16 protein-coding genes are annotated in these 18,494 nt (G+C 68.7%); 6 read left to right on the top strand and 10 right to left on the bottom strand.

Annotated elements, in window-relative coordinates:
- Window positions 1-55: 55 nt before the first annotated feature.
- Together EP7_RS01745 and EP7_RS01740 are read left to right on the top strand one after the other, a co-directional pair.
- Window positions 56-2,839: a hypothetical protein gene (locus tag EP7_RS01745; RefSeq protein ID WP_463525848.1), complete on the top strand. Its 2,784-nt coding sequence runs from the start codon at window positions 56-58 to the stop codon at window positions 2,837-2,839.
- 97 nt (window positions 2,840-2,936) lie between these two features.
- Entirely contained in the window at window positions 2,937-4,100 is a 1,164-nt protein-coding gene (locus EP7_RS01740; protein ID WP_463525847.1) for a Gfo/Idh/MocA family protein, read from the top strand.
- Between the two features lie 978 nt (window positions 4,101-5,078).
- On the opposite strand, the gene EP7_RS01735 is transcribed toward EP7_RS01740, so the two are convergent.
- The 6 genes from EP7_RS01735 to EP7_RS01710 form a co-directional block, all read right to left on the bottom strand.
- Window positions 5,079-5,414 (bottom strand): hypothetical protein, encoded by a 336-nt coding sequence (locus tag EP7_RS01735; protein WP_463525846.1) that lies wholly within the window; start codon window positions 5,412-5,414, stop codon window positions 5,079-5,081.
- Window positions 5,411-6,184, bottom strand: coding sequence for a DUF899 domain-containing protein (locus EP7_RS01730; RefSeq protein WP_463525845.1), 774 nt, complete (start codon window positions 6,182-6,184; stop codon window positions 5,411-5,413). The genes EP7_RS01735 and EP7_RS01730 overlap by 4 nt, the downstream gene beginning before the upstream one ends.
- 85 nt (window positions 6,185-6,269) lie before the next feature.
- Window positions 6,270-6,764 (bottom strand): DinB family protein, encoded by a 495-nt coding sequence (locus tag EP7_RS01725; protein WP_463525844.1) that lies wholly within the window; start codon window positions 6,762-6,764, stop codon window positions 6,270-6,272.
- The gene (locus tag EP7_RS01720) at window positions 6,764-7,240 is read right to left on the bottom strand and encodes an SRPBCC family protein (RefSeq protein ID WP_463525843.1); all 477 of its coding nucleotides are present in this window, start codon (window positions 7,238-7,240) and stop codon (window positions 6,764-6,766) included. The genes EP7_RS01725 and EP7_RS01720 overlap by 1 nt, the downstream gene beginning before the upstream one ends.
- Before the next feature lie 2 nt (window positions 7,241-7,242).
- Window positions 7,243-7,599, bottom strand: coding sequence for an ArsR/SmtB family transcription factor (locus EP7_RS01715; RefSeq protein ID WP_463525842.1), 357 nt, complete (start codon window positions 7,597-7,599; stop codon window positions 7,243-7,245).
- 178 nt (window positions 7,600-7,777) lie between these two features.
- Complete coding sequence (locus EP7_RS01710) at window positions 7,778-8,242, bottom strand: Clp protease N-terminal domain-containing protein (RefSeq protein ID WP_463525841.1); 465 nt, start codon at window positions 8,240-8,242, stop codon at window positions 7,778-7,780.
- Window positions 8,243-8,561: 319 nt separating this feature from the next.
- Here EP7_RS01710 and EP7_RS01705 point away from each other — a divergent pair, with 319 nt between their 5' ends.
- Together EP7_RS01705 and EP7_RS01700 are read left to right on the top strand one after the other, a co-directional pair.
- The gene (locus EP7_RS01705) at window positions 8,562-9,092 is read left to right on the top strand and encodes a hypothetical protein (protein WP_463525840.1); all 531 of its coding nucleotides are present in this window, start codon (window positions 8,562-8,564) and stop codon (window positions 9,090-9,092) included.
- A 172-nt stretch (window positions 9,093-9,264) separates the two neighbouring features.
- Entirely contained in the window at window positions 9,265-9,402 is a 138-nt protein-coding gene (locus EP7_RS01700) for a hypothetical protein (protein ID WP_463525839.1), read from the top strand.
- Window positions 9,403-9,421: 19 nt separating this feature from the next.
- On the opposite strand, the gene EP7_RS01695 is transcribed toward EP7_RS01700, so the two are convergent.
- Together EP7_RS01695 and EP7_RS01690 are read right to left on the bottom strand one after the other, a co-directional pair.
- Window positions 9,422-11,425, bottom strand: a complete 2,004-nt coding sequence (locus tag EP7_RS01695; protein ID WP_463525838.1) for a hypothetical protein — start codon at window positions 11,423-11,425, stop codon at window positions 9,422-9,424.
- Window positions 11,426-11,534: 109 nt separating this feature from the next.
- Window positions 11,535-12,953 carry a hypothetical protein gene (locus tag EP7_RS01690; protein WP_463525837.1) on the bottom strand — a complete coding sequence of 473 codons (1,419 nt, stop codon included), beginning with the start codon at window positions 12,951-12,953 and terminating at the stop codon, window positions 11,535-11,537.
- Window positions 12,954-13,299: 346 nt separating this feature from the next.
- Here EP7_RS01690 and EP7_RS01685 point away from each other — a divergent pair, with 346 nt between their 5' ends.
- Window positions 13,300-13,725, top strand: coding sequence for a TIGR03067 domain-containing protein (locus EP7_RS01685; protein WP_463525836.1), 426 nt, complete (start codon window positions 13,300-13,302; stop codon window positions 13,723-13,725).
- An 88-nt stretch (window positions 13,726-13,813) separates the two neighbouring features.
- Complete coding sequence (locus EP7_RS01680; protein ID WP_463525835.1) at window positions 13,814-14,824, top strand: threonine ammonia-lyase; 1,011 nt, start codon at window positions 13,814-13,816, stop codon at window positions 14,822-14,824.
- 3 nt (window positions 14,825-14,827) lie between these two features.
- Here the strand turns inward: EP7_RS01680 and EP7_RS01675 are convergent, their stop codons facing one another.
- Both EP7_RS01675 and EP7_RS01670 read right to left on the bottom strand, forming a co-directional pair.
- A complete protein-coding gene (locus EP7_RS01675) occupies window positions 14,828-16,459 on the bottom strand; it encodes a hypothetical protein (RefSeq protein ID WP_463525834.1) in 1,632 nt (543 codons plus the stop codon).
- A gap of 404 nt (window positions 16,460-16,863) precedes the next feature.
- The gene (locus tag EP7_RS01670) at window positions 16,864-18,285 is read right to left on the bottom strand and encodes a hypothetical protein (RefSeq protein WP_463525833.1); all 1,422 of its coding nucleotides are present in this window, start codon (window positions 18,283-18,285) and stop codon (window positions 16,864-16,866) included.
- Between the last annotated feature and the right edge of the window lie 209 nt (window positions 18,286-18,494).

The raw sequence follows: 18,494 nt of genomic DNA, 5'->3' as shown, positions 1-18,494 counted from the left end.
GTAGCGTGCGTGGATTCAGCCTTGTGCCGGGCTCCCCCTCGTCGGAGATTGATCGATGACCAGCCAGCGTCGCGGACCACGCCCCAGCGGGAGGCCGCGCGTCGGCATCGCCCTGGCCGCCGTCCTGTTGCTAACGCCGTCCGCCACGTTCGCCGAGGACCACTTCGCTCAGGCGAGCGTGCCGGCGGCGGACCCCTCGTCCTTCGACAGGAACCTCGTCCCGACTTCGGGCGTGGTCGGCCCGGGCGAGGCGTACCCTGTCTTCGAAGGGGAGCAGGTCGAGCCGGGCCTGATCCCGGCCGCCGCGAGCTGGAACATCCCCAAAGTCGTCGGCGTGGCGGTGAGGCTCCCCGAGGCGAGGGAGGCGGAGGCCTGGTTCGTCGCCGCGGACGGGGCCGAGCACCGGCGCCGGACGGTCAAGCTGCCCGCGGCGGCCGACCCGACGGCGAAGGGCGCGTTCCTCAAGGCGAAGTGGCGATATTACGAGCATCTGGCCGCGCGAGCCCTACCGGGCTCGGCCTGGTTCCGGCATCAGGCGGCCGTCGCCCGCGCCGCGGTGCCGGGGGCGATGCCGGCGGTCGCGGGGCCGAATCGGGCGGGCGAGCCGCCGCGTGACGACCTGGAGCGGACGTTCGACCTGTTCGGCGGCGGCCGGGCCGTCAGCGAGAACCTGCAGCTCGACCGCCCGCTGCTCGTCGGGCCGGCCGGCAACCAGGCCGTCCCCGGCGTGGCCATTGCCGGCCTGCCGGGGATCACGGTCGCGGAGATCGACTGGAAGCCCCTGATCGCGGGCAAGGCGCCGAAGCTCGATGCCCTGGCGGGGCGAATCCCGGCGGATCAGCATGCGTTGTTCTCCCCGGGGGTGGGTGCGTTGGGGGCGGTGGCCCGCGAGGTCTTCTCCGGCGGGTTCGGGTTGGCCAGGATGGGGATGGAGCGGGCCGAGGATGAACGGCTGCTCGAACGCTACGAGCGACAGCTCGGCATCGGCCTCGACGGGCTGGCGAAACTGGCGGCCGGTGGCAAGATCGGCGCCGTGGCGATGACCGGTTCCGACCCCTTCCTGCCGACGGGAACCGACGTCGTCTTGCTGCTGGAATCGGCCGACTCGAAGGCACTGGCCGAATCGCTGAGGCAAGCCCTGGAGACCGCGAGGCTGGCCGATCCGACGGCGACGGCCGTGCAAGGCGACCTCGGCGGCGTGGGCTATTTGGGTACGGTCAATCCCGATCGGAGCCTGAGCGGATTTGTGGCCGACCTGGGGGGCGCGGTGGCCCTGGGTAACTCGGTGCAGGGCCTGAAGGGGGTCGTCGAGGCCTCGACCGGCAAGGTGCCGAAGCTGGCCGATGCCCCCGAGTACACCTATTTCCGCGATCGCTACACGAAGGGCGAGGCGGCCGAGTCGGGCCTGCTGGTGCTGACCGACGCGACGATCCGCCGCTGGTGCGGGCCGCGCTGGCGGATCGGTGCGCAGCGGCGCGTGCGGGCGGCGGCGGCGCTGGCCGAGATGCAGGCGGGCGGAATGGCCGAGATCGCCCGGGGCCAGGCGCCGGCAGGGCCGTTCGTCGTCCCCCCCGCGGCGGCCGACCTCGACCTGGGGACCATCGCCCGGACCGTCCGGGGTGTTGTGTCGTCCACTTATGGATCGGTGCAGTTCCTGACCCCAATCGTCGAGCTTCCGATGGAGACGGTCGACGCCCGCGAGGCCGAGGCCTATGGCCGCTGGCGCGACGGATATCAGGCGAACTGGCGGCAGTCGTTCGACCCGATCGCGGTGCGGTTCGGGCTGGCCGAAGGGAAGGTCTCGGCCGACCTGACGGTGATCCCCCTGATCGTGGGGAGCGACTACCGGCCGTTCCTCCAGGTCATCGGCAAGGCGGAGATCCCGCCCCTGGGGGCTGATTTGCACCCCGAGGCGCTGGTGCATCTGGCGATGGCGTTCGACGTCGAGTCCGAGTTCATCAAGCGGCAGGAGGCCTCGGTCAGGACCATGCTTCAAGGCCCCGGAGGTCTGGCGTTCGGCTGGCTGGGCAAGAGCGTCTCCTTCTACCTGGACGCCGATCCGTTCTGGGCCGAGCTCGCCAAGGCGCCCGAGGCCCAGGCCTTCACCCTGGCGAATGTCGATCGGTTGCCGGTGGCCATCCGCGCCGAGGTCTCCAACCCCCTGGGCCTGACCCTGTTCCTGTCGGCCCTTCGCGGGTTCATCGAGCAGACGGCGCCCCAGATGACGGTCTGGTCGAACCTTGAGCACGCCGGCAAACCCTACGTGAAGGTGGCCCCCGCGGCCGAGGCCGCCGAGATGGCCGGGCCCGCGGCCAAGCTGGCCCTCTACTACTCGGCCTCGCCAAAGTCGTTCACCATCACGACCAGCGAGGCGGTCATCAAGCGTGTGCTGGAGCGGGCCGCGGACCCCGACAAGGCGAAGGCGCTGGCCGAGGCACAAGGTCCATGGCTGGGCACCGGCCTGGCGCTGCGGGCGAACGACGGGTCGCTCAGGCTGCTGGACACCGGCTTCCGCGACAAGTATCGCGAGGCCCAGCGGGTGGCGGCCTGGGCCAACCTGCCGATCCTCAACGAGTGGCACAGGCTGGCCCCCGGGTCCGATCCCGTGGAGCTGCACGAGGCCGCCTGGGGGGTCCGGCTCTCCGGCGGGTATGCCTGGAATGACGGGCTCGGCACGATGGAGTCGACCACCTTCGGCAGCCCCTCGAACCCGAAGGAAGGGCCGGCCGAGGTCGACCTTCTGGCCAGGCTCCGGTCGGCCCGTCTGGGCGTCAGCTTCGAGGGCCAGGGGCTCCGCGCCCGGGCCGAGGTCGACCGCCGCCCGATCGCGTCCCCCTGAGCGGGCGGGTCCCTGACCCTTGCGGGCGCCCTGCGTGCGGCTATAGTGGCCTGTCCAACGGTCGGGCATCTGGGGCAGTCCGGAAGGGGCTTGCGCGATGAGTCAGCAGAAGATGAAGGTCGGGATGGTCGGCGGCGGGGGCCCCTCGAATTTCTTCGGCGGGCCGCACCGCCGGGGGATCCTGATGGACAACTCGGCCGAGCTCGTCGCCGGCGCCTTGCGCAGCGACGCAGCGGGCTCGCTGGCCGCCGCCAAGGAGCTGTACTTCACCCGCGGCTACGGCGACTGGCAGGCCCTGGTGAAGGCCGAGGCCGCGATGCCTGTCGGCGAACGCATCGACTATCTCACGATCGTCACCCCCAATGACGCCCACTTCGGCCCGGCCGATGCCGCCGCCGCCGCGGGCATCGGGGTGCTCTGCGAGAAGCCGCTGACGACCTCGCTCGACGAGGCCAAGCGGCTGCTGGCCACGGTCAAGGCGTCGAAGATCCCCTTCGTCACGGCCTACACCTACACCGGCTACCCGATGGTGATGTTGGCCCGCGAGTTCATCCGCGACGGCAAGATCGGCGAGGTCCGCAAGGTCGAGGCCTGGTACCCCCAGGGCTGGCTGGCCAGCGACATCGAGAAGGGGGGCCAGAAGCAGGCCGCCTGGCGAGTCGACCCCGCGAAGTCGGGCGCCTCGGGCTGCGGCGGAGACATCGGCACGCATGCCTACGAGTTCGTCCGCTTCGTCGCCGGCCTGCGTGCCACCAGGCTGAGCGCACGGCTCAAGGCGTTCGTCGCCGGCCGGGCCCTCGACGACGACTTCACCGTCTTGGCCGAGCTGGACAACGGCGGGATCGCCACCATCGCGGCCTCGCAGATCTCCATCGGCATGCAGAACGACAACGCGTTCCGGATCAGCGGGACCAAGGGGACCCTGGAATGGTCCAACACGGACCATCAGACCCTGAAGCACTACTCCAATGATCACCCGGTGCACCTCTATCGCCTTGGGGCCGGCTACCCCTACTTCCCGGCGTCGATCAACCCCTACATGAGGGTGCCAGCCGGCCACCCCGAGGGCTTCCACGAGGCGCTTGCCAACCTCCACCGCACCCTGGAATGGACCATCCGAGGCCAGCGAGGCGAGACCGCCCCGACCCCCTATGACCACCCCGGGATCGTCGACGGAGTCGCCGGCATGGCCTTCATCGAGGCGGCCGTCGCCAGCTCGAAGCAGGAAGGCGCCTGGGTCGACGTCCCCGACATCTCCTGATCCCAGGTCAATTGGACGAGCCACCTCCACGGCGGTCGCGAGGCATGACAGCCCCTCGCGCCCGCCGTTTTCCTTGAATCGAGATGGGTTCGTCCCACCTGGCGCCGGGTTCGTTTCGTATTCAAGCGTCGAGCGGCAGATCACACACGTCCCCCACAGATCGACGCAACTTCTTTTGATGAAATAGCTTCCCTGATCGGTGGCTTCGTTCTGGCGCCGGCGAAGTGGCTTCGTTCTGGCGCCGGCGAAGTGGCTTCGTTCTGGCGCCGGCGAAGTGGCTTCGTTCTGGCGCCGGCGAAGTGGCTTCGTTCTGGCGCCGGCGAAGTGGCTTCGTTCTGGCGCCGGCGAAGTGGCTTCGTTCTGGCGCCGGCGAAGTGGCTTCGTTCTGGCGCCGGCGAAGTGGCTTCGTTCTGGCGCCGGCGAAGTGGCTTCGTTCTGGCGCCGGCGAAGTGGCTTCGTTCTGGCGCCGGCGAAGTGGCTTCGTTCTGGCGCCGGCGAAGTGGCTTCGTTCTGGCGCCGGCGAAGTGGCTTCGTTCTGGCGCCGGCGAAGTGGCTTCGTTCTGGCGCCGGCGAAGTGGCTTCGTTCTGGCGCCGGCGGCTTGTTGATCGGTTCGAATTGCCAAAGAGCCAGGAGGCCGCCGGAGTCGCTGGGACGAGATCGCGGCATTGGCCAAACCCTACAGTTGCAATCGGCGCGGAAATCCGGCGGGGAAAATTGGAATTCCAGGAAAATCGTGAGAATGAGGGGGGGGGCGACCATCGTCGGGGCCATGAGAGCGGGCAGGACATGTCCGTGAACGGGGATGACGGGACGGACCTGATTCATGGGCCGGGTGGTCGGAATTGTCTGACCACACATGAACGCAGGTCCGTCGTCGAAGCAGAACACGCGTGCGCGGAGTGGCAGGCGGTGAGCGGGGCTTCTGACGATGGGTCTCCTGGACCGACGGGCGCATCGGCGGCGAGATGTCCGAGGAGTTATCCGGGTGCTTCCGCGGAACTTCGCGCGATGAGACGGCGGATACGCCGCATCGCGAGGTACGACAGCGAGACGACGCACACCACGATGAGCGTGGTGCGCAGGAAGGCCGCGAGCGGGGCCGAGAGCGCGAGCCCGGTCCCGATCGCGACGTAAGCGGCCAGACAGACCGGGCACTTCGGCAGGAACGCCAGGATGAATCCGGGGATGAGCCATCCGGCGATCTCGACCGGGGTGCGGCGCCCGGAGGGGGGTCGGCCGGCGCGAGACGGAGTCTCCGCGTTTGCGGGTTCCTCGCCGGAGGAACCCGCCTCGCAGCATGGGATAATGTTCATCGGGCCGGCTCGTAGGTCACCCTGCCGATGCGGTAGAGGCTCCTCGTGTCGACGAACCCCTTGAAGCCGTACTTATCGTGGTGCCGCACCCAGTCCGTCAGGTTGCCGTCGCCGCCCCGCTCGTTGCGTCCCTTGGGGGTGAGGTCGAGGTAGAAATACGTGCTCACCGCCGCCTCGTCGCCGCGACCGAAGCAGGAATAGGTGTGGAAGACGTTCCCATCGTTATCCTTGAGGAACACGCTGACGCCGGGGAGATCCTCGATGGCGTCCTTCGTCGTGTTGTAGTTGTAGTAGGCCTCGCCGTTGGCGACCTCGTCCTTGGTGAAGGAGACGTTGTAGTCGCGGTTGAAGTCGGTCCCGGAGGAAGAGACCCACTTCGCGTGCCAGCCCATCCGCTCGTTGAACCCCCGGATCTTGGCGAGCGGTGCACGCGAGATCCTCACGAAGCTGACGTCGTGATTCTCCAGGTGGACGAGGGCCCCCTCGTCGTGGTCGGCGTGGAATGAGCAGCCGACACAACCTTCCTCCCAGTCGGGGCTGAACATGAAGTGGTGGACGATCAGCTGACTCCTGCCCGCGAAGAGATCGGACAGGGTCTCCGCGCCGTCCGGGCCGTCGAAGACATAGGTCTTCTCCACCCCGACCCAGGGCAATGCCTGGCGCTCGCGGCTGAGCTCGTCGCGGAGCCGCGTCAGCTGCTTCTCCTTCGCCAGCAGTTCCTTGCGGGCCGCGATCCATTCCTCACGAGGGACGACGGCGTGATCGGCCATGCGATCCTCCAATGATCGAAGTGAAAGGGGAACGAAGTGACCTGGCTGGAATCCGGGACGAGGTCCAATCGACTCGATAGGCAGGTCAGTTGAACGGCTCGCGGCCGGCGGCGCGGCGGGCGTCGGCCACCTGGCCGAGGTGAAACATCTGGTGCAGGGCGACGAGGTGAAAGGTCCGCCCGATCGTCTTCATCCGGTCTTCGAAGCCGGGCGGAATCACCTTCGGCGCCCGCTCCAATCCATCCTCGCCGATCGCTTCGAGGATCGCGAGATTCTTCGCCCTGAGGTCGCGATAGGTGGCGAGGACCTCATCGAACGGGGGATACTCCCCCGCGTCGTCGGAGGGCTGGGAGCGAGTCCCGAAGATCGGCCACCAGTGTTGCACCGGGTTCGCCTCGCCGGAGACGGTGTGCGGGATCATCCCCTCGATGACGGCAAGGTGGCCGAGCACCCAGAGGGGATGGTTGCCGCCGCGCGGTGCCGACCGGGTCAGCGGCTGATCGCGCATGTCCTCGACGAGCACGCGGGTCAGCTCGTCGGTCTGTCCGAGCACCCAGCGGACCTGCTCGATCGCACGCATCAGTTCGCCCCCTTTTGCCGATCGGTCACCAGCCGCGAGGCGATCTCGGCGATGCGGTTGAGCCCGTAGTCCCAGCCGTGGCCCACCCCTTCGCGGATCTCGTCGGGGATGGGCCCCATCGCCCTGTGCGAGAACTTGAGGCGTGTAACGTCGCCGTCGGCCGTCAACCGATACTGGATGTGGTTGGCCGAGGGGAACGACATGAACATCGGTCCGTAGAGTTCCAGCAACATCGGCGGCTTGATCACCTGCACGTGCCCCCAGAGGTGGCCGGCGTTCGCGCCCAGGTCGCGATACCACCGCCCGCCGGGCCACGGCTCGATCACCATCGGGAACGGCTTGCCGCCCGGCATCTCGCTGCAAGGGCCGATCTCCTCGAGGATCGCCTCGAAGGCGATCTCGATCGGCGCGGCAATCTCGATGTCCCGTGTAATGCTGATGATCTGGACTTCCTGCTCGACTCCGCTCATCGACATGCTTAATCCTCCTTGTCGGTTTTGCCCTTCGCCTCGCTCGCCTTCCGTTCGGCTCGCTCCTTGATCCGGTCGAGTTGCGAATCCCAGAAGGGTTCGAACGTCCGGACCCAGTCGTAGATCGCCTTGAGGCGCGCAGCGTCCAACTTGTACAGCCTCTGCTGGCCCGAGCCCCGCACACTGACCAGGCCCACTTCCCGCAGGACGCGCAGATGCTTGGAGACCTGCGGCTGGGCCAGCCCCAGCAAGGCGACCAGGTCGTTGACCGGCCGCTCGCCGGGGGCGAGCAGGTCGAGGATCTGCCGACGTCGCGGCTCGGCGACGGCGTTGAACGCGTCTGAGGTCGTGGGCGAACGTGCCATGCGAGGATTGTATTCCCTAATGGGAATACTTCAAGCCCGCGCCCGAAATTTTGAGGATCGAAGGCGCGGACGTCCCCACGAATGTGCCATCGTTAGGGGCCGGCCGGATCGAGATGGGTCGTCGGGTCGACCTTGAAACGAGGCGCAGGATGGGTCGACCACTCGCTTCCCACGACCTTCAGCCGCTGTGCGGCTCGCCCTCATCGCCTCGACCAAGCAACTCTGAGACCTTCTCAACGACATCTTCTGGGGGAGCCTGGAGGTTGCGGAGCACCTGGGCGGCGACCCCGTGGACTTCCCGCGTCAGTCCAATCAGGAGATGTTCCGGATCGACTTCCTTGTGGCCGCTCCGGTCGACCTCCTCCTGCGCGAAGCCAATGACCTGCTTCGCCCTGGGGGTGACGCCTCGATCGTCGGGCGACGCGCCGGGCGGCCCGATCCCGATCAACGCCTCGACGGCGACACGGATCCGATCGAGGGTGACACCGAAGCTGGCCAGGGTCGCCGAGGCGTTGCCGCCCGCCTCGCCGGCGATTCCGAGCAGGATGTGCTCGGTGCCGATGTATTCGTGGTGGAGCCGAGACGCCTCGTCCCGCGCCTTCTCCAAGGCAGCCCGCGAGCGATCCGAGAGCAGTTTGTCCATGGGAATCTATCCATTCTCGAGGGATGGGACACAACGGCGACGACCGATTGGGTGATGGTGTGCTCCTCGACATTGAGAACCAGGGCCGTGATCCTCTCGACGAAGCGGCGGTGTTCGGGGCGATTGAATGCCGAGGCGAAAGGTTGGAGCAATCGTTGCCAGCGGCACCATATGAGGGTAGCTTGCCGCATGGGGCATCCCTTGATGCGGTGCCGGATGGGAGGTGAGGCACCCATCAAGTTCCGCTTCGGAGATGCCCCGTTCAAGAGGCCGGGGATGGCATCGGAGCAGGGTCCTCGGTGACGGAAGAGGGAACCGAATGTCGATCACCCAGAAGATCCGACGCCTCGCCACGATCCTGGACGAGTTGGCCACCATCGACTTCGGCTATCCATTGGGTGAGAACACGATCTCGCCACCCCGGCCCGGGACGATCGCCCTGCTTGCCGAGGCGGGGCTGTCCGGGGTCGGAGGGCTGGCCGACCTATATTCCGCCTGCGATGGGATCAGCATGCCGGATGTCCATACCGGCTACTTCATCAAGCCGCTTCCAGGCGTCTTGAATTACGACCCATCATCGGAGCCCCTCGCGATCCTCCTCGAAGCGGAGATCCCCGTCGTTCCGCTCGGGTCCACGGGCGGCGGCGGTTTGTTCATGGCCGAACGTCAGGGTGGTCGGGTCCTTCATCTGCCGCCCGGTCCCCTCCACAGTGGGTGCTACGACGGTCGCCAGGCGAACGTCAGGGTCGTTGCGGAAGACATCTACCACTTCCTCGACCTGGTGATCGACGACGCTGAGGCGTTCGTGCGTGACGATCAACGACACCGATATTTGGTGGACCGGGGTTAAAAATCCGGGAAACTACTGTTTAATGAGAAATGATTCCTATGGCATAAGAAGCCTGATGATGAACAGCAAGGGGATCGGCAGCATAATGACGAGCAAATCCCAAGTTGCTCTCGGATTCTCGACCATCAATGAGATCGGGTTCTTGGACCTGAGTGCCGGAGTGACGTAGGCGATGATCGAGAAAATAACCGTCAGCGCGATTGCCCGAGTCCAGTTCTCGAGCCCACCCCACCTGATTGCCGGCGCCCAGACCGCCAGGGAAGCGGCGCAGAGCGCCACCGCGACGATCAGCGACCTGGAAGATCGATGAAATCTCATCCGAACCCTCCTCAAGTCCCGGCTCGGCCCCGGGGATGCTCCCAGAGCCCGGTGACACAGCCTACCAGGACGAGGCAGATGCCCGCGATGGTTGTGACCGCGGCCCAGAGGAGGTTGGGGGGCTGGATACGGAGGAGGAGGTCTCCTCGGAGGTCGGCGCGGACGGTGAAGGGGAGGGTCAGCTCGACGCAGCGGAGGTCTCCGTAGGGGCGGAGCTCTCCGTTGCCGGTCTCCAGCCACCACCAGGAGCCAGGGTTGGCGTTGAGGGTCACTTGCGCGTTGGGGGCGACCCGGAAGGCGACGTGGTTGGGGCTCCAGGAGGTGGGGGCGGTTGGCTCGCCGTCGACCAGGTATTCGCCCTTGTAGTCGGGGTGGCCGCGCCAGAGGCGGGCGGTGGGGCGGCTGCGGTCGTAGGTGAGGAGCGGCTGATAGCCTCGGATGACGGCGTAACCGCCGCGGACGGCGGGATAGGCCTGCGAGGTTCCCGAGGGGGTCTGGCTGAATTCCAGGCTCACCGGGAAGGCGTGTCCGAGGGGTGGGCCCGGGTCGATCTGGGCCGATGGCGGCAGGGAGAAGGCGGCGGGAAGGACCTGGTGGGCGTAAACGGCCAGGTCGACGAGGATCGCCGCGGCGAAGAGCGGGATGAGGCGGCGAAGGCGCGGGGAGCGATGCCAGGATTGGAGCTCGTCGGCGGCGGCCAGGCCCAGGCCGAGCATTGCCGGGATGCGCCAGCGGCTGACCATGTGCATCGTCGAGAAGACGGGCCAGGAGGCCAGCCAGGCGCTGGGCTGGTACCAGTGCCGGGCCCCCATCGCCAGGGCGAAACCGACCATCCAGAGGGAATGCCACCACCGCCAACCCCTGCGCAGGCTGACGACCGCCAGAGCCAGGGCGACCGGTCCGATGTAGGCGTCGAACTCGACGAGGCCGCTGAGCCCTTCGGCCCAGCTCGCGGTCGGGGTGGGCCGCTCCTGGGTCGAGCGCAGGACGGACCAGAAGGAGTCGTCGACGCCCGACTCGCGGATGCGGGGGTAGTCGACCATGATCCCGCCGGTGAGCACCAGCCGCCAGCCGGACAGGGCCAGGGTCAGGCCGGCCGCGATGACCAGGCCCCGGGCCATTCGCGCACGTCCGCGGACGTCCTGCGCCAGCAGGCCCCAGCCGAGCACGGCAGCCGTGATGACCAGGCCGTAGGCGGTGGGATACTGGATGATGGCCAGGGCACTCGCGGCCAGGGCCAGGCCGAGCTTCACCCCCTGGCTGGCGCCTCGGTGCAGCAGAAATGCGGGGCGGAGCATCCAGGGGAGGAACGGGAAGCTCATTCCGATCGCGTGGCCGCCCACGGTCCAGATCAGGATCGACCCATTCCAGCCATAGATCGAGGCGACCGCGGCGACCGCCCAGGGGTCGTTCAGCCAGAGCCTGGCCAGCCTGCGGGCCCCCTCGACGGCGATCATGATGCCGGCGACGGCCGCCAGTCGCAGCCCGACGGAAGTGCCCAGCGCGAGCACGAGCGGGGTGTCGACCGAGGCGAGGCCCACCTGGGGCTCGGCCGCCAGCGGAAAGCCGCCGCAGCTCCAGGGGTCCCACCAGGGGAACTCGCCCCACTCCACGATCGAGCGGCGGACGGCCTCGTAGGCGTGCAGGTGATAATCCCAGTCACTGATGCCCGACGCCCCCGGATGGGCGAACAGCGGGATCGCGAAGGAGAGGGTGACGGCCTGGAGCACCAGGGCGGCGACGACATTGCCCCGGCGAATCGCCGCGGACTCATGCTCAGGATCGATCGTCACCCAGGGCCGGACGAAGCCGAATCGGCGGGCGACGATCGGGCCGCCCAGAAGCACCCAGACGAACATGACCTGCCCCAGCCACCGGAGGATGGCCGGAGGGAGTGTCTGCATCCAGGCGAAGGCCACCAACGCCCCGGCGCCGAGGAGGACCAGGCCGATCGCCGCGAGGGCGAGGCCGACCAGGGATGAGTTCGCCAGCCCTTCGAAGTGGTTCCGTTTCATCGAAGGGAGGGCGGGTCCGGGCTTGCGATTGGACAGTGATCGAGTTCGCGTGGAGGGGCGATTCTAACCGGCGGGGGACGGCGTGGGCCAGGCCGGGCCTCACACCACATCACATCTCCCAGGCTCGGACGCCGTCGAGGAAGCAGGAGATGACGCCGTCTTCGCTGATCTTGAGGACGGGGCCGAAGCGGCTGGCGGCGAAGGCGGCGGTGGTTCGTGCCCCTTCGGCGACGGTGGCGTCGTGCTGCGCGGCGGGGTCGTTGCGGAGGATAGCGCCGAAGGCGATGAGTCGGCCCTGGCGGTCGACGACGGTGGCGCCGTCGATGCAGGCGAGGGCCTCGAGGACCGAGGGGTCGAGACCGGCGACGTCGCGGCCCCGGGCCAGGTAGTGCAGGTCTCGCTTGGCCATGAGGTCCCCCTCGGCCGGCGGGCCGTCGGGCCTGGCTTCGGGGGAATCGAGTGCGTCCTGCGGCGAGATCAGCCGGCCGATCGCCTCGGCGGGGTCATTCACCACGACGAAGAGCCCCCCCTGGCGAGTCTCGGCCAGGTCGAGGGCGGCCTGGAAGAGGGATCGGGCCAGTTCGGGGCGGGCGACGGCGGCCTCCCAGGAAGCGAAGTGCGCCGAGGGGTCGAGCGTACGCCAACGTCCGTGTGCGAACGCGAATGCCTGGACGCCGCCGGCGAACAGCTTGATCTCCTGGTTGGGGCTGAGCACCAGGCAGACGTGCCCGCCGGAGCGGGTCGCCCGAGCGTGTGCGGCGTAGGCCCGGGCGCTGGGGGTGACGGCGCGGGTCCTGGAGGGGACCTCGGCTGACCAGCGGGCGATGTCGACGATCTCGGCAAGCCGCCCCTCGCGGTCGACCAGGAAGAGGGTCCGGCGGCCGTCGCAGAGCCGGTGGATGCTCTTCAGGGCGGTCAGCTCGACGCCGTAGGGGAGGGCATCGTGGGGGGTGGGCGTGGGCCTGCGGGGCGAGCGGGCTGCTCGGCCGAGCAGCAGGGCTCCGGTGGAGACGCGGCGGTTCTCGTAGGTGGAGAGGGCCGCGACCCGCAAGGTCTGGATCGTCGAGGCGACCCGGCTGGGCCTGCTGACCGAGGGGGCGTAGGCCGACGGCTCGACGAAGGCGGCGACGTAGTGGTCTTCGGAACCGCCCCGGTAGAGTTCCAGGCGCGACGAGTTGCCGAGCCGGAAGAGGTGGTGGTAGCGCAGGCTGAGCACCGCGCCGATCGACCGGATCATCCGGCGATCGTGCGGGGTGATGCGCGTACCCGGCCTGGGGACGAGCCGGAATCGGGCGCCGAACAGCTCGACGCCGGCACCCCGGCCTTCGACGGAGGCGAGGCGGAAGTTGGGGGCCGCGGAGGGGTCGATGGACGCGGCGGGCTCGCCGGCGTCGTCAAACGTCAGATTGGGGCAGAACTGGAGGAGGTCGCGGCGGAAGAACGTCACGAAGAGCTCGGCGACGGCCCGATTCTCGCGGCCCGCGTCGAAGCCAGGACCCACCGTCAATCGTCCGACCGGAATTGCCATGGCCCGCCCCGTCCTTTGAGTGAGCCGAGCTTGGGGCGCCCGAATGGCGCCGCTCAGGAGGATAGCCACACTGAGGGAATCGAGAAAGCCGACCTCGGCGCGACTTCGAGCACGTACGAATACGGGCCGCAACGCCCCCGACGTCGACGGATTCGCCCGGGGGCCGCCAACATTGTCTCGCCGTGGGGCGGATTGGGCCGATCGGGTCGGGCCCGACGTCCGATTGAATCGGCGGGGAGGCCGGGGCCGTCCCTTGAATGGGGGGCGCGGGGAGGACAGACTCTGCGTCTGGACAGGGTCGCCGACCGTCGGCGGCGCGATCTCGTGGAGTCTCGGAGGCGGACCGATGAGCATGCGACAGGCGGGCCTGGCCCTGGCGGCGTTGTTGGTGGTGGGCCTGGGCGCGGCGGCGCGAGGCGACGAGCCCGCGGCGGGCAAGAAGGGCCTGAAGGCCATGCAGGGAAGCTGGACCGGCGAACGCAACGGCGAGAAGAGCACCTGGGCGTTCGACAAGGAGACGGTCAAGACGACCGCCGATGGGCAGACGTATACGAGCAAGTTCCAGGTCAAGGAGGGGACAACCCCGGGCGAGCTCGACCTGGAGATCACCGCCGGGCCGGCCGACGCGGTGGGCCTGAAGTTCAAGGCAATCTACAAGTTCGAGGGGGAGAAGCTGCTCCTCTGCGTCGCCGCGCCGGGCTACGACACGCGGCCGGGAACGTTCAAGGAGGCGGACGGGGAGTCCTGGCTTTACGAGCTGAAGAAAGACTGACGCGAGGTTCGCGGCCGCCGGGCCATGTACCACCCCGGCGAGCCGTCCCCCGCACGACCCACTTCTTGCCTGCCGCCGGAGTTCCGCCATGTCCGTCCGACTGGTCACCATCGACGACGTCCGCGATGCCGAAGGCGTCATCCTCCAGCACGTCTCGCCCGCGCCACTCATCCGCTCGTATGCCCTGGAAACGAGACTCGGGCTGCCGCCCAGCCGCAGGGTCTGGCTCAAGGATTACGGCTGGACCCCCTCCGGGTCGTTCAAGCTTCTGGGCGCTTTGAACTGGATGGCGAACAACCTGGCCGGGCTCGGCGACCGGCCGGTCGCGGCCCACTCGTCGGGCAACTTCGCATCGGGGATCGCCTTCGCGGGGATGCGATACGACCGGCGCGTCATCGTCGTCATGCCCGAGTCCGCCCCGCGCGTGAAGTTCGAGCGGACCCGGTCGTTCGGCGCCGAGGTGCGTACCTATGACATCGCCCGCGACCACGAGACCGGCGAGAGGGACCGCCTGACGCGTGAGATCGCCGAGGTGGAGAACGCCGTCCAGGCCTCGCCCTATGACGACCCCTACGTGATCGCCGGCAACGGGGTCGGCGGGCTGGAGATCGTCCGCGAGCTGAAACGCGAGGGGCGCGACGTGTCGCACTTCTTCTGCCCGGTCAGCGGCGGCGGGCTGATGGCCGGCCACGCGATCGCGATCGCCGACGGGTTCCCGGCGGCCCGGATCGTCGGCGTCGAGCCGGAGGGGGCGGACGACTTCCGCAGGTCATTGATCGCCGGAAAGCGGGTCCGCATCGATCGGCCGGCGAGCATCTGCGACGGCTTGCTCTCCTACGACGTCGGCGAGCACAACTGGCCGATCCTCGAACACCTGGTGCGGCAATCGGTCCCGGTGTCCGACTCCGACACCCGGGAGGCGATGCGCAAAATCTACGACATCCACGGCTTGCGCACCGAGCCCTCGGGCGCGATCGGCGTGGCGGCGCTGCTCACGGGCGGTGTCGACCTGGCCGGGGAAGGCGACATCGTGGTCGTCGTCAGCGGCCGGAACGTCGACGAGGACGCGTTCCGGGACTGGACCGCACGTCCCGCCTGAATCTCAGCGGGGCCCCGGGGGGTCGTTCTCCGCGGCCCTTCCGGCATCGCGCCGGCGGAGGACGCGGAGGGGGCCTTCGCGATAGACGGGCTCGTACCAGCGGGCGTTGATCTCGTCGAGGGCCGGGTCGTCTCCCCAGACGAGAAGGACGTCGATGACGGGGGCGTAGCGGTCGATGAGTTCGAGCCAGCGGCGGGCCCGCGCGGCCGGGTCGTCGCCGAGGAGTGCGACCGCCTCGAAGTCATAGGCCGGGGGTCGGACGAGGTTGGCCCGGAACTGGACCGGGAAGTAGTAGTGCCTGGTCTCGTAGTTTGACCAGAGGATATTCCCGGTGCCAAGGCCGAGCCAGTTGTCGGCGTGCAGCACGGGGTTGCCGCGAAACGGCGACTTGATATCGGTGAGCAAGGTGCCCACGCGCCGGCCCTTGCCGACGGCCTCGCGGACGGCCGAGGACTGGAAGACGCCGGCCGTCCGGGCTGATCGGCCCGCGTAGTCCCAGATGGTGGCCGTTTGAACGACCAGGGCCAGGGCCAGCAAGGCCGCGGCCAGGCGCCTCGCGGGTGAGTCGACGGCCAGGTCGAGCCAGGGGAGGAGGGCGACCAAGCCGAGGAGCATCACGCGCTGGGGCAAATACTGGCCGTGGGCCTCGCCGAAGCTGTCGGGCCCGACGAACCCGGCCAGGCAGAGGAACCCGCCCAGCACGGCCCAGGGGCTGACCCGCAACGACCTCCGGCGCCAGAGCGTCGAGGCTGCCAGGATCGCGACGGCCAGGCCGAACGGGACGACCGGGGTCAGCAGGCCGTAAAACCGCGAGGTCCCCGGGACGAAGGGCAAGGTGACCCGTGAGGCCAGTGAAATCGGGTCGACCCAACCGACCTGCGCCAGCCAGGCGCGGGGCGAGAAGGGGGTCGAGAGGTACTGCCAGTCGGGCATGAAGGGGGACGCCGCCCGCCGGGTCATCGACCGGTAGAACAAGGCCAGCGGGACCATCGGGGCGAGGCCGGCGATGGTCCAGGTCAGCCTGCGGCGGTCCAGGCCCGGCGTCGCCAGGCAGAGCGTGACGAGCCCCAGCCCGGTGAGTCCCAGGCTGATCAGGTGGCAGAAGTAACCCAGGATCAGGAGGCTGGCCAGGGCCAGGGCCGCGCCCGGGCCCATCCGGTCGCGCCTGGACCACCAGAAGGCCAGCGTGAGCGGGAACAGGCAGACCCCCAGCAAGAAGCTGTTGAAGCCCCAGAGCCAGGTGATATTCAGCGCCAGCATGGCCGAGACGGCCGCGACCATCCAGGGAGAGCCGTCGCCGGCCACGCTCGCCCTCAGGCGGGCAAAGGCCAGGGCAGGGCCCAGCGCCATCGCGACGATCAGGAGCCGGTCGGCCCAGGTCGGCGAGAAGGCGGCCAGCATCGCCATGGTCAGGAGGTGCCCGGACCAGTTGGGCAGCGGCTCCTTGCGCACCTCGTAGTAGGGCGAAAACTCGGGGTCGCCCCGCAGCGTGCGGGTGAGGATCTCGGCGTTATACAGGTGGGCGGAGCCGTCCTGGGTGACGAATCCGGGGACCAGCAGGGGGGCGGCCAGGGCGGGCAGCATCGCCAGAAGCACCGCGGCCACGAGCGGCCAGTGCCCTCGAAGGCGGGGCATGGGGGTGCCCGGGCCGGGCCGATCGGCGGGAGATTGGGACGGCGTCAACGGCTCGAATCCCTTCGAAAAGACGCGGATGGGCCCGGCGGACGGGATGGCGGGCGGGTGAGTACCAACCCGTCCCCCGCGGCGTTGTGACACCCCGCGGGGGACGGGCTCGGATGCGTAACAACCGGACTGACGCCCGAGAAAAATCCCCAGTCGCCGGCCCGGACGGGTCGGGTTGAGGTCGGGTCGCAGCCGCTTCGGTGTGCGGCAAGGTCCTAAATCACGCGGCGCTATCCGACGTCGGGCATCGCGGGCCCGACCTGGCGATGCGGTTAGTATAATGCATGACCGGCACCTTGGCCTGAAAAATTAGAGGGGCCGTCCGAAGTTCCCTCAAGTTCCGCCAACCTCCCCGTTCAGGCCGATGCGTCGACCGCCTGACGGCCGTCGGCCAGGGCGATTCCTCGCGCCTTGCCGGGGGAGTCGAGGGGCCCTGTCGAGGAGTCCCAGGGCTCTTCCGGGGTTCCGGCCGGGGAGTCGTGGGTCCCCTGGGCCATCAGCTCGGAGAGCAGCGAGGCCGAGATCCGGTCGGTCATCGAGCGGGCGCGATCCTGGATCTCCTGGACGATGGCCAGCAACTGACACGGGTCGTCCTGGAGTTGGGTCATCCAGCGATCTCGGTCCAGCTCCAGCTCGCCGCCGAGTGACCGGATCAGGCCCTGGAGCGGCATGGGATGGCCGTCCGACGAGGCATCCCCCCGGCCGTTGCCGGGCGAGGGAAGCGACGTGAGGGCGGTCCCGGGATGGGGCTCGGCCGACTGCGAATCCCAGCCCGGTGCCTCCAGCATGGGCTGGTACATCTGATCGTCGGCGTGGCGGACACTCCAGGTGGCCATCACGCCCAGCAGCCTCGCCTGCAACGACAGCACCCCCATCACGCCCAGCAGGATGAAGTAGGTGTAAACAGCCTGGATCGCGTAGTAATATTCGCGGGCCAGGTGCGTGAAGGACACGTCGGGGGCGAACTTCGTGGGCGGATAGGGCCCGCGCAGGAGCGACCTGGGCAGGGCGCCGATGAGCAGGTAGCCGTGCTTGAGGCCCTCCCAGTACGACCATGTCACGGGCGAGAGGTCACGCAGGTACCCGTCTATCCAGCCGTACTGGTAGGACATGAAGGCCGTGGCGGCCTCGACGGCGATCAGGCCGACGGGCAGGACGAGCAAGGCCACCAGGGTGGCCATCGGGTGCCTGGTGACGGAGCCCGCCATGCGGGCCAGGCCGAGCGGGCCGGGCCCGTGGCTGGAGGCCAGGGCGGCCATGATCAGCGGGACGATCGACCAGGCGAGCACCAGCGCCACGACGCCCATCGGCCCGATCACGCGGCCCGTCTCGCCGCTGCCCACCCCGGCGAACCGGAGCATGGGCGGGGCGGCCAGCGCGACGACACCCAGACCGCCCACGCCCAGCCAGGTCAGGCGAGTGCGCAGGTCCAGCTTGCCCGCCTGCCCCGAGCCCCGCAGGCCGGCGCGGCGGATCGTCAGGCAGTAGAGCTGCGAGCAGACCAGCAACGCCAGACCGGCCGTTAAGATGCCGATCCGAGGCACGCAGAGCGCCAGGGTTAGCATCAGGGCGGCCAGGCCGATCACCATGAGATTGCTGGAGGTCCACGTCTCCTGGACCTGGTCGCGCAGCGCGAGCACGAGCTGGCCCCGGGTATACGGCTGCGGGACGTGCACCGCAGAGCGGCAGTCCCAGCAACGGATATCCATCCCGGCGTTGTCGGAACTCGTGCGCAAGATCCGTCCGCAGCTGCATTTCACGCGAATCGCGGCGGGCACGTAGGCCTCCTAGATCTGTTCGGAGAGGCCGCCCTCAGAGTCGACACCGGGGCGGTTGGCGGGCGTCTGCTCCTCGAGAGGCAATCGGCGGCGGGGGGGATCTGGCGAGTCGATACGCCGGGCGGGCCATCTCCCTGAACGTCAGAGGATCGCCATGCTTGGCCAAGCTGTCAACCGCATGCATGCCCGGACTGACGCACGCACGAGTG

The organism is Isosphaeraceae bacterium EP7 (assembly GCA_038400315.1).
Taxonomy (GTDB): domain Bacteria; phylum Planctomycetota; class Planctomycetia; order Isosphaerales; family Isosphaeraceae; genus EP7.
Note: the sequence above shows the minus strand (reverse complement) of the source record. Positions and strands in the feature narration are given on the sequence as shown.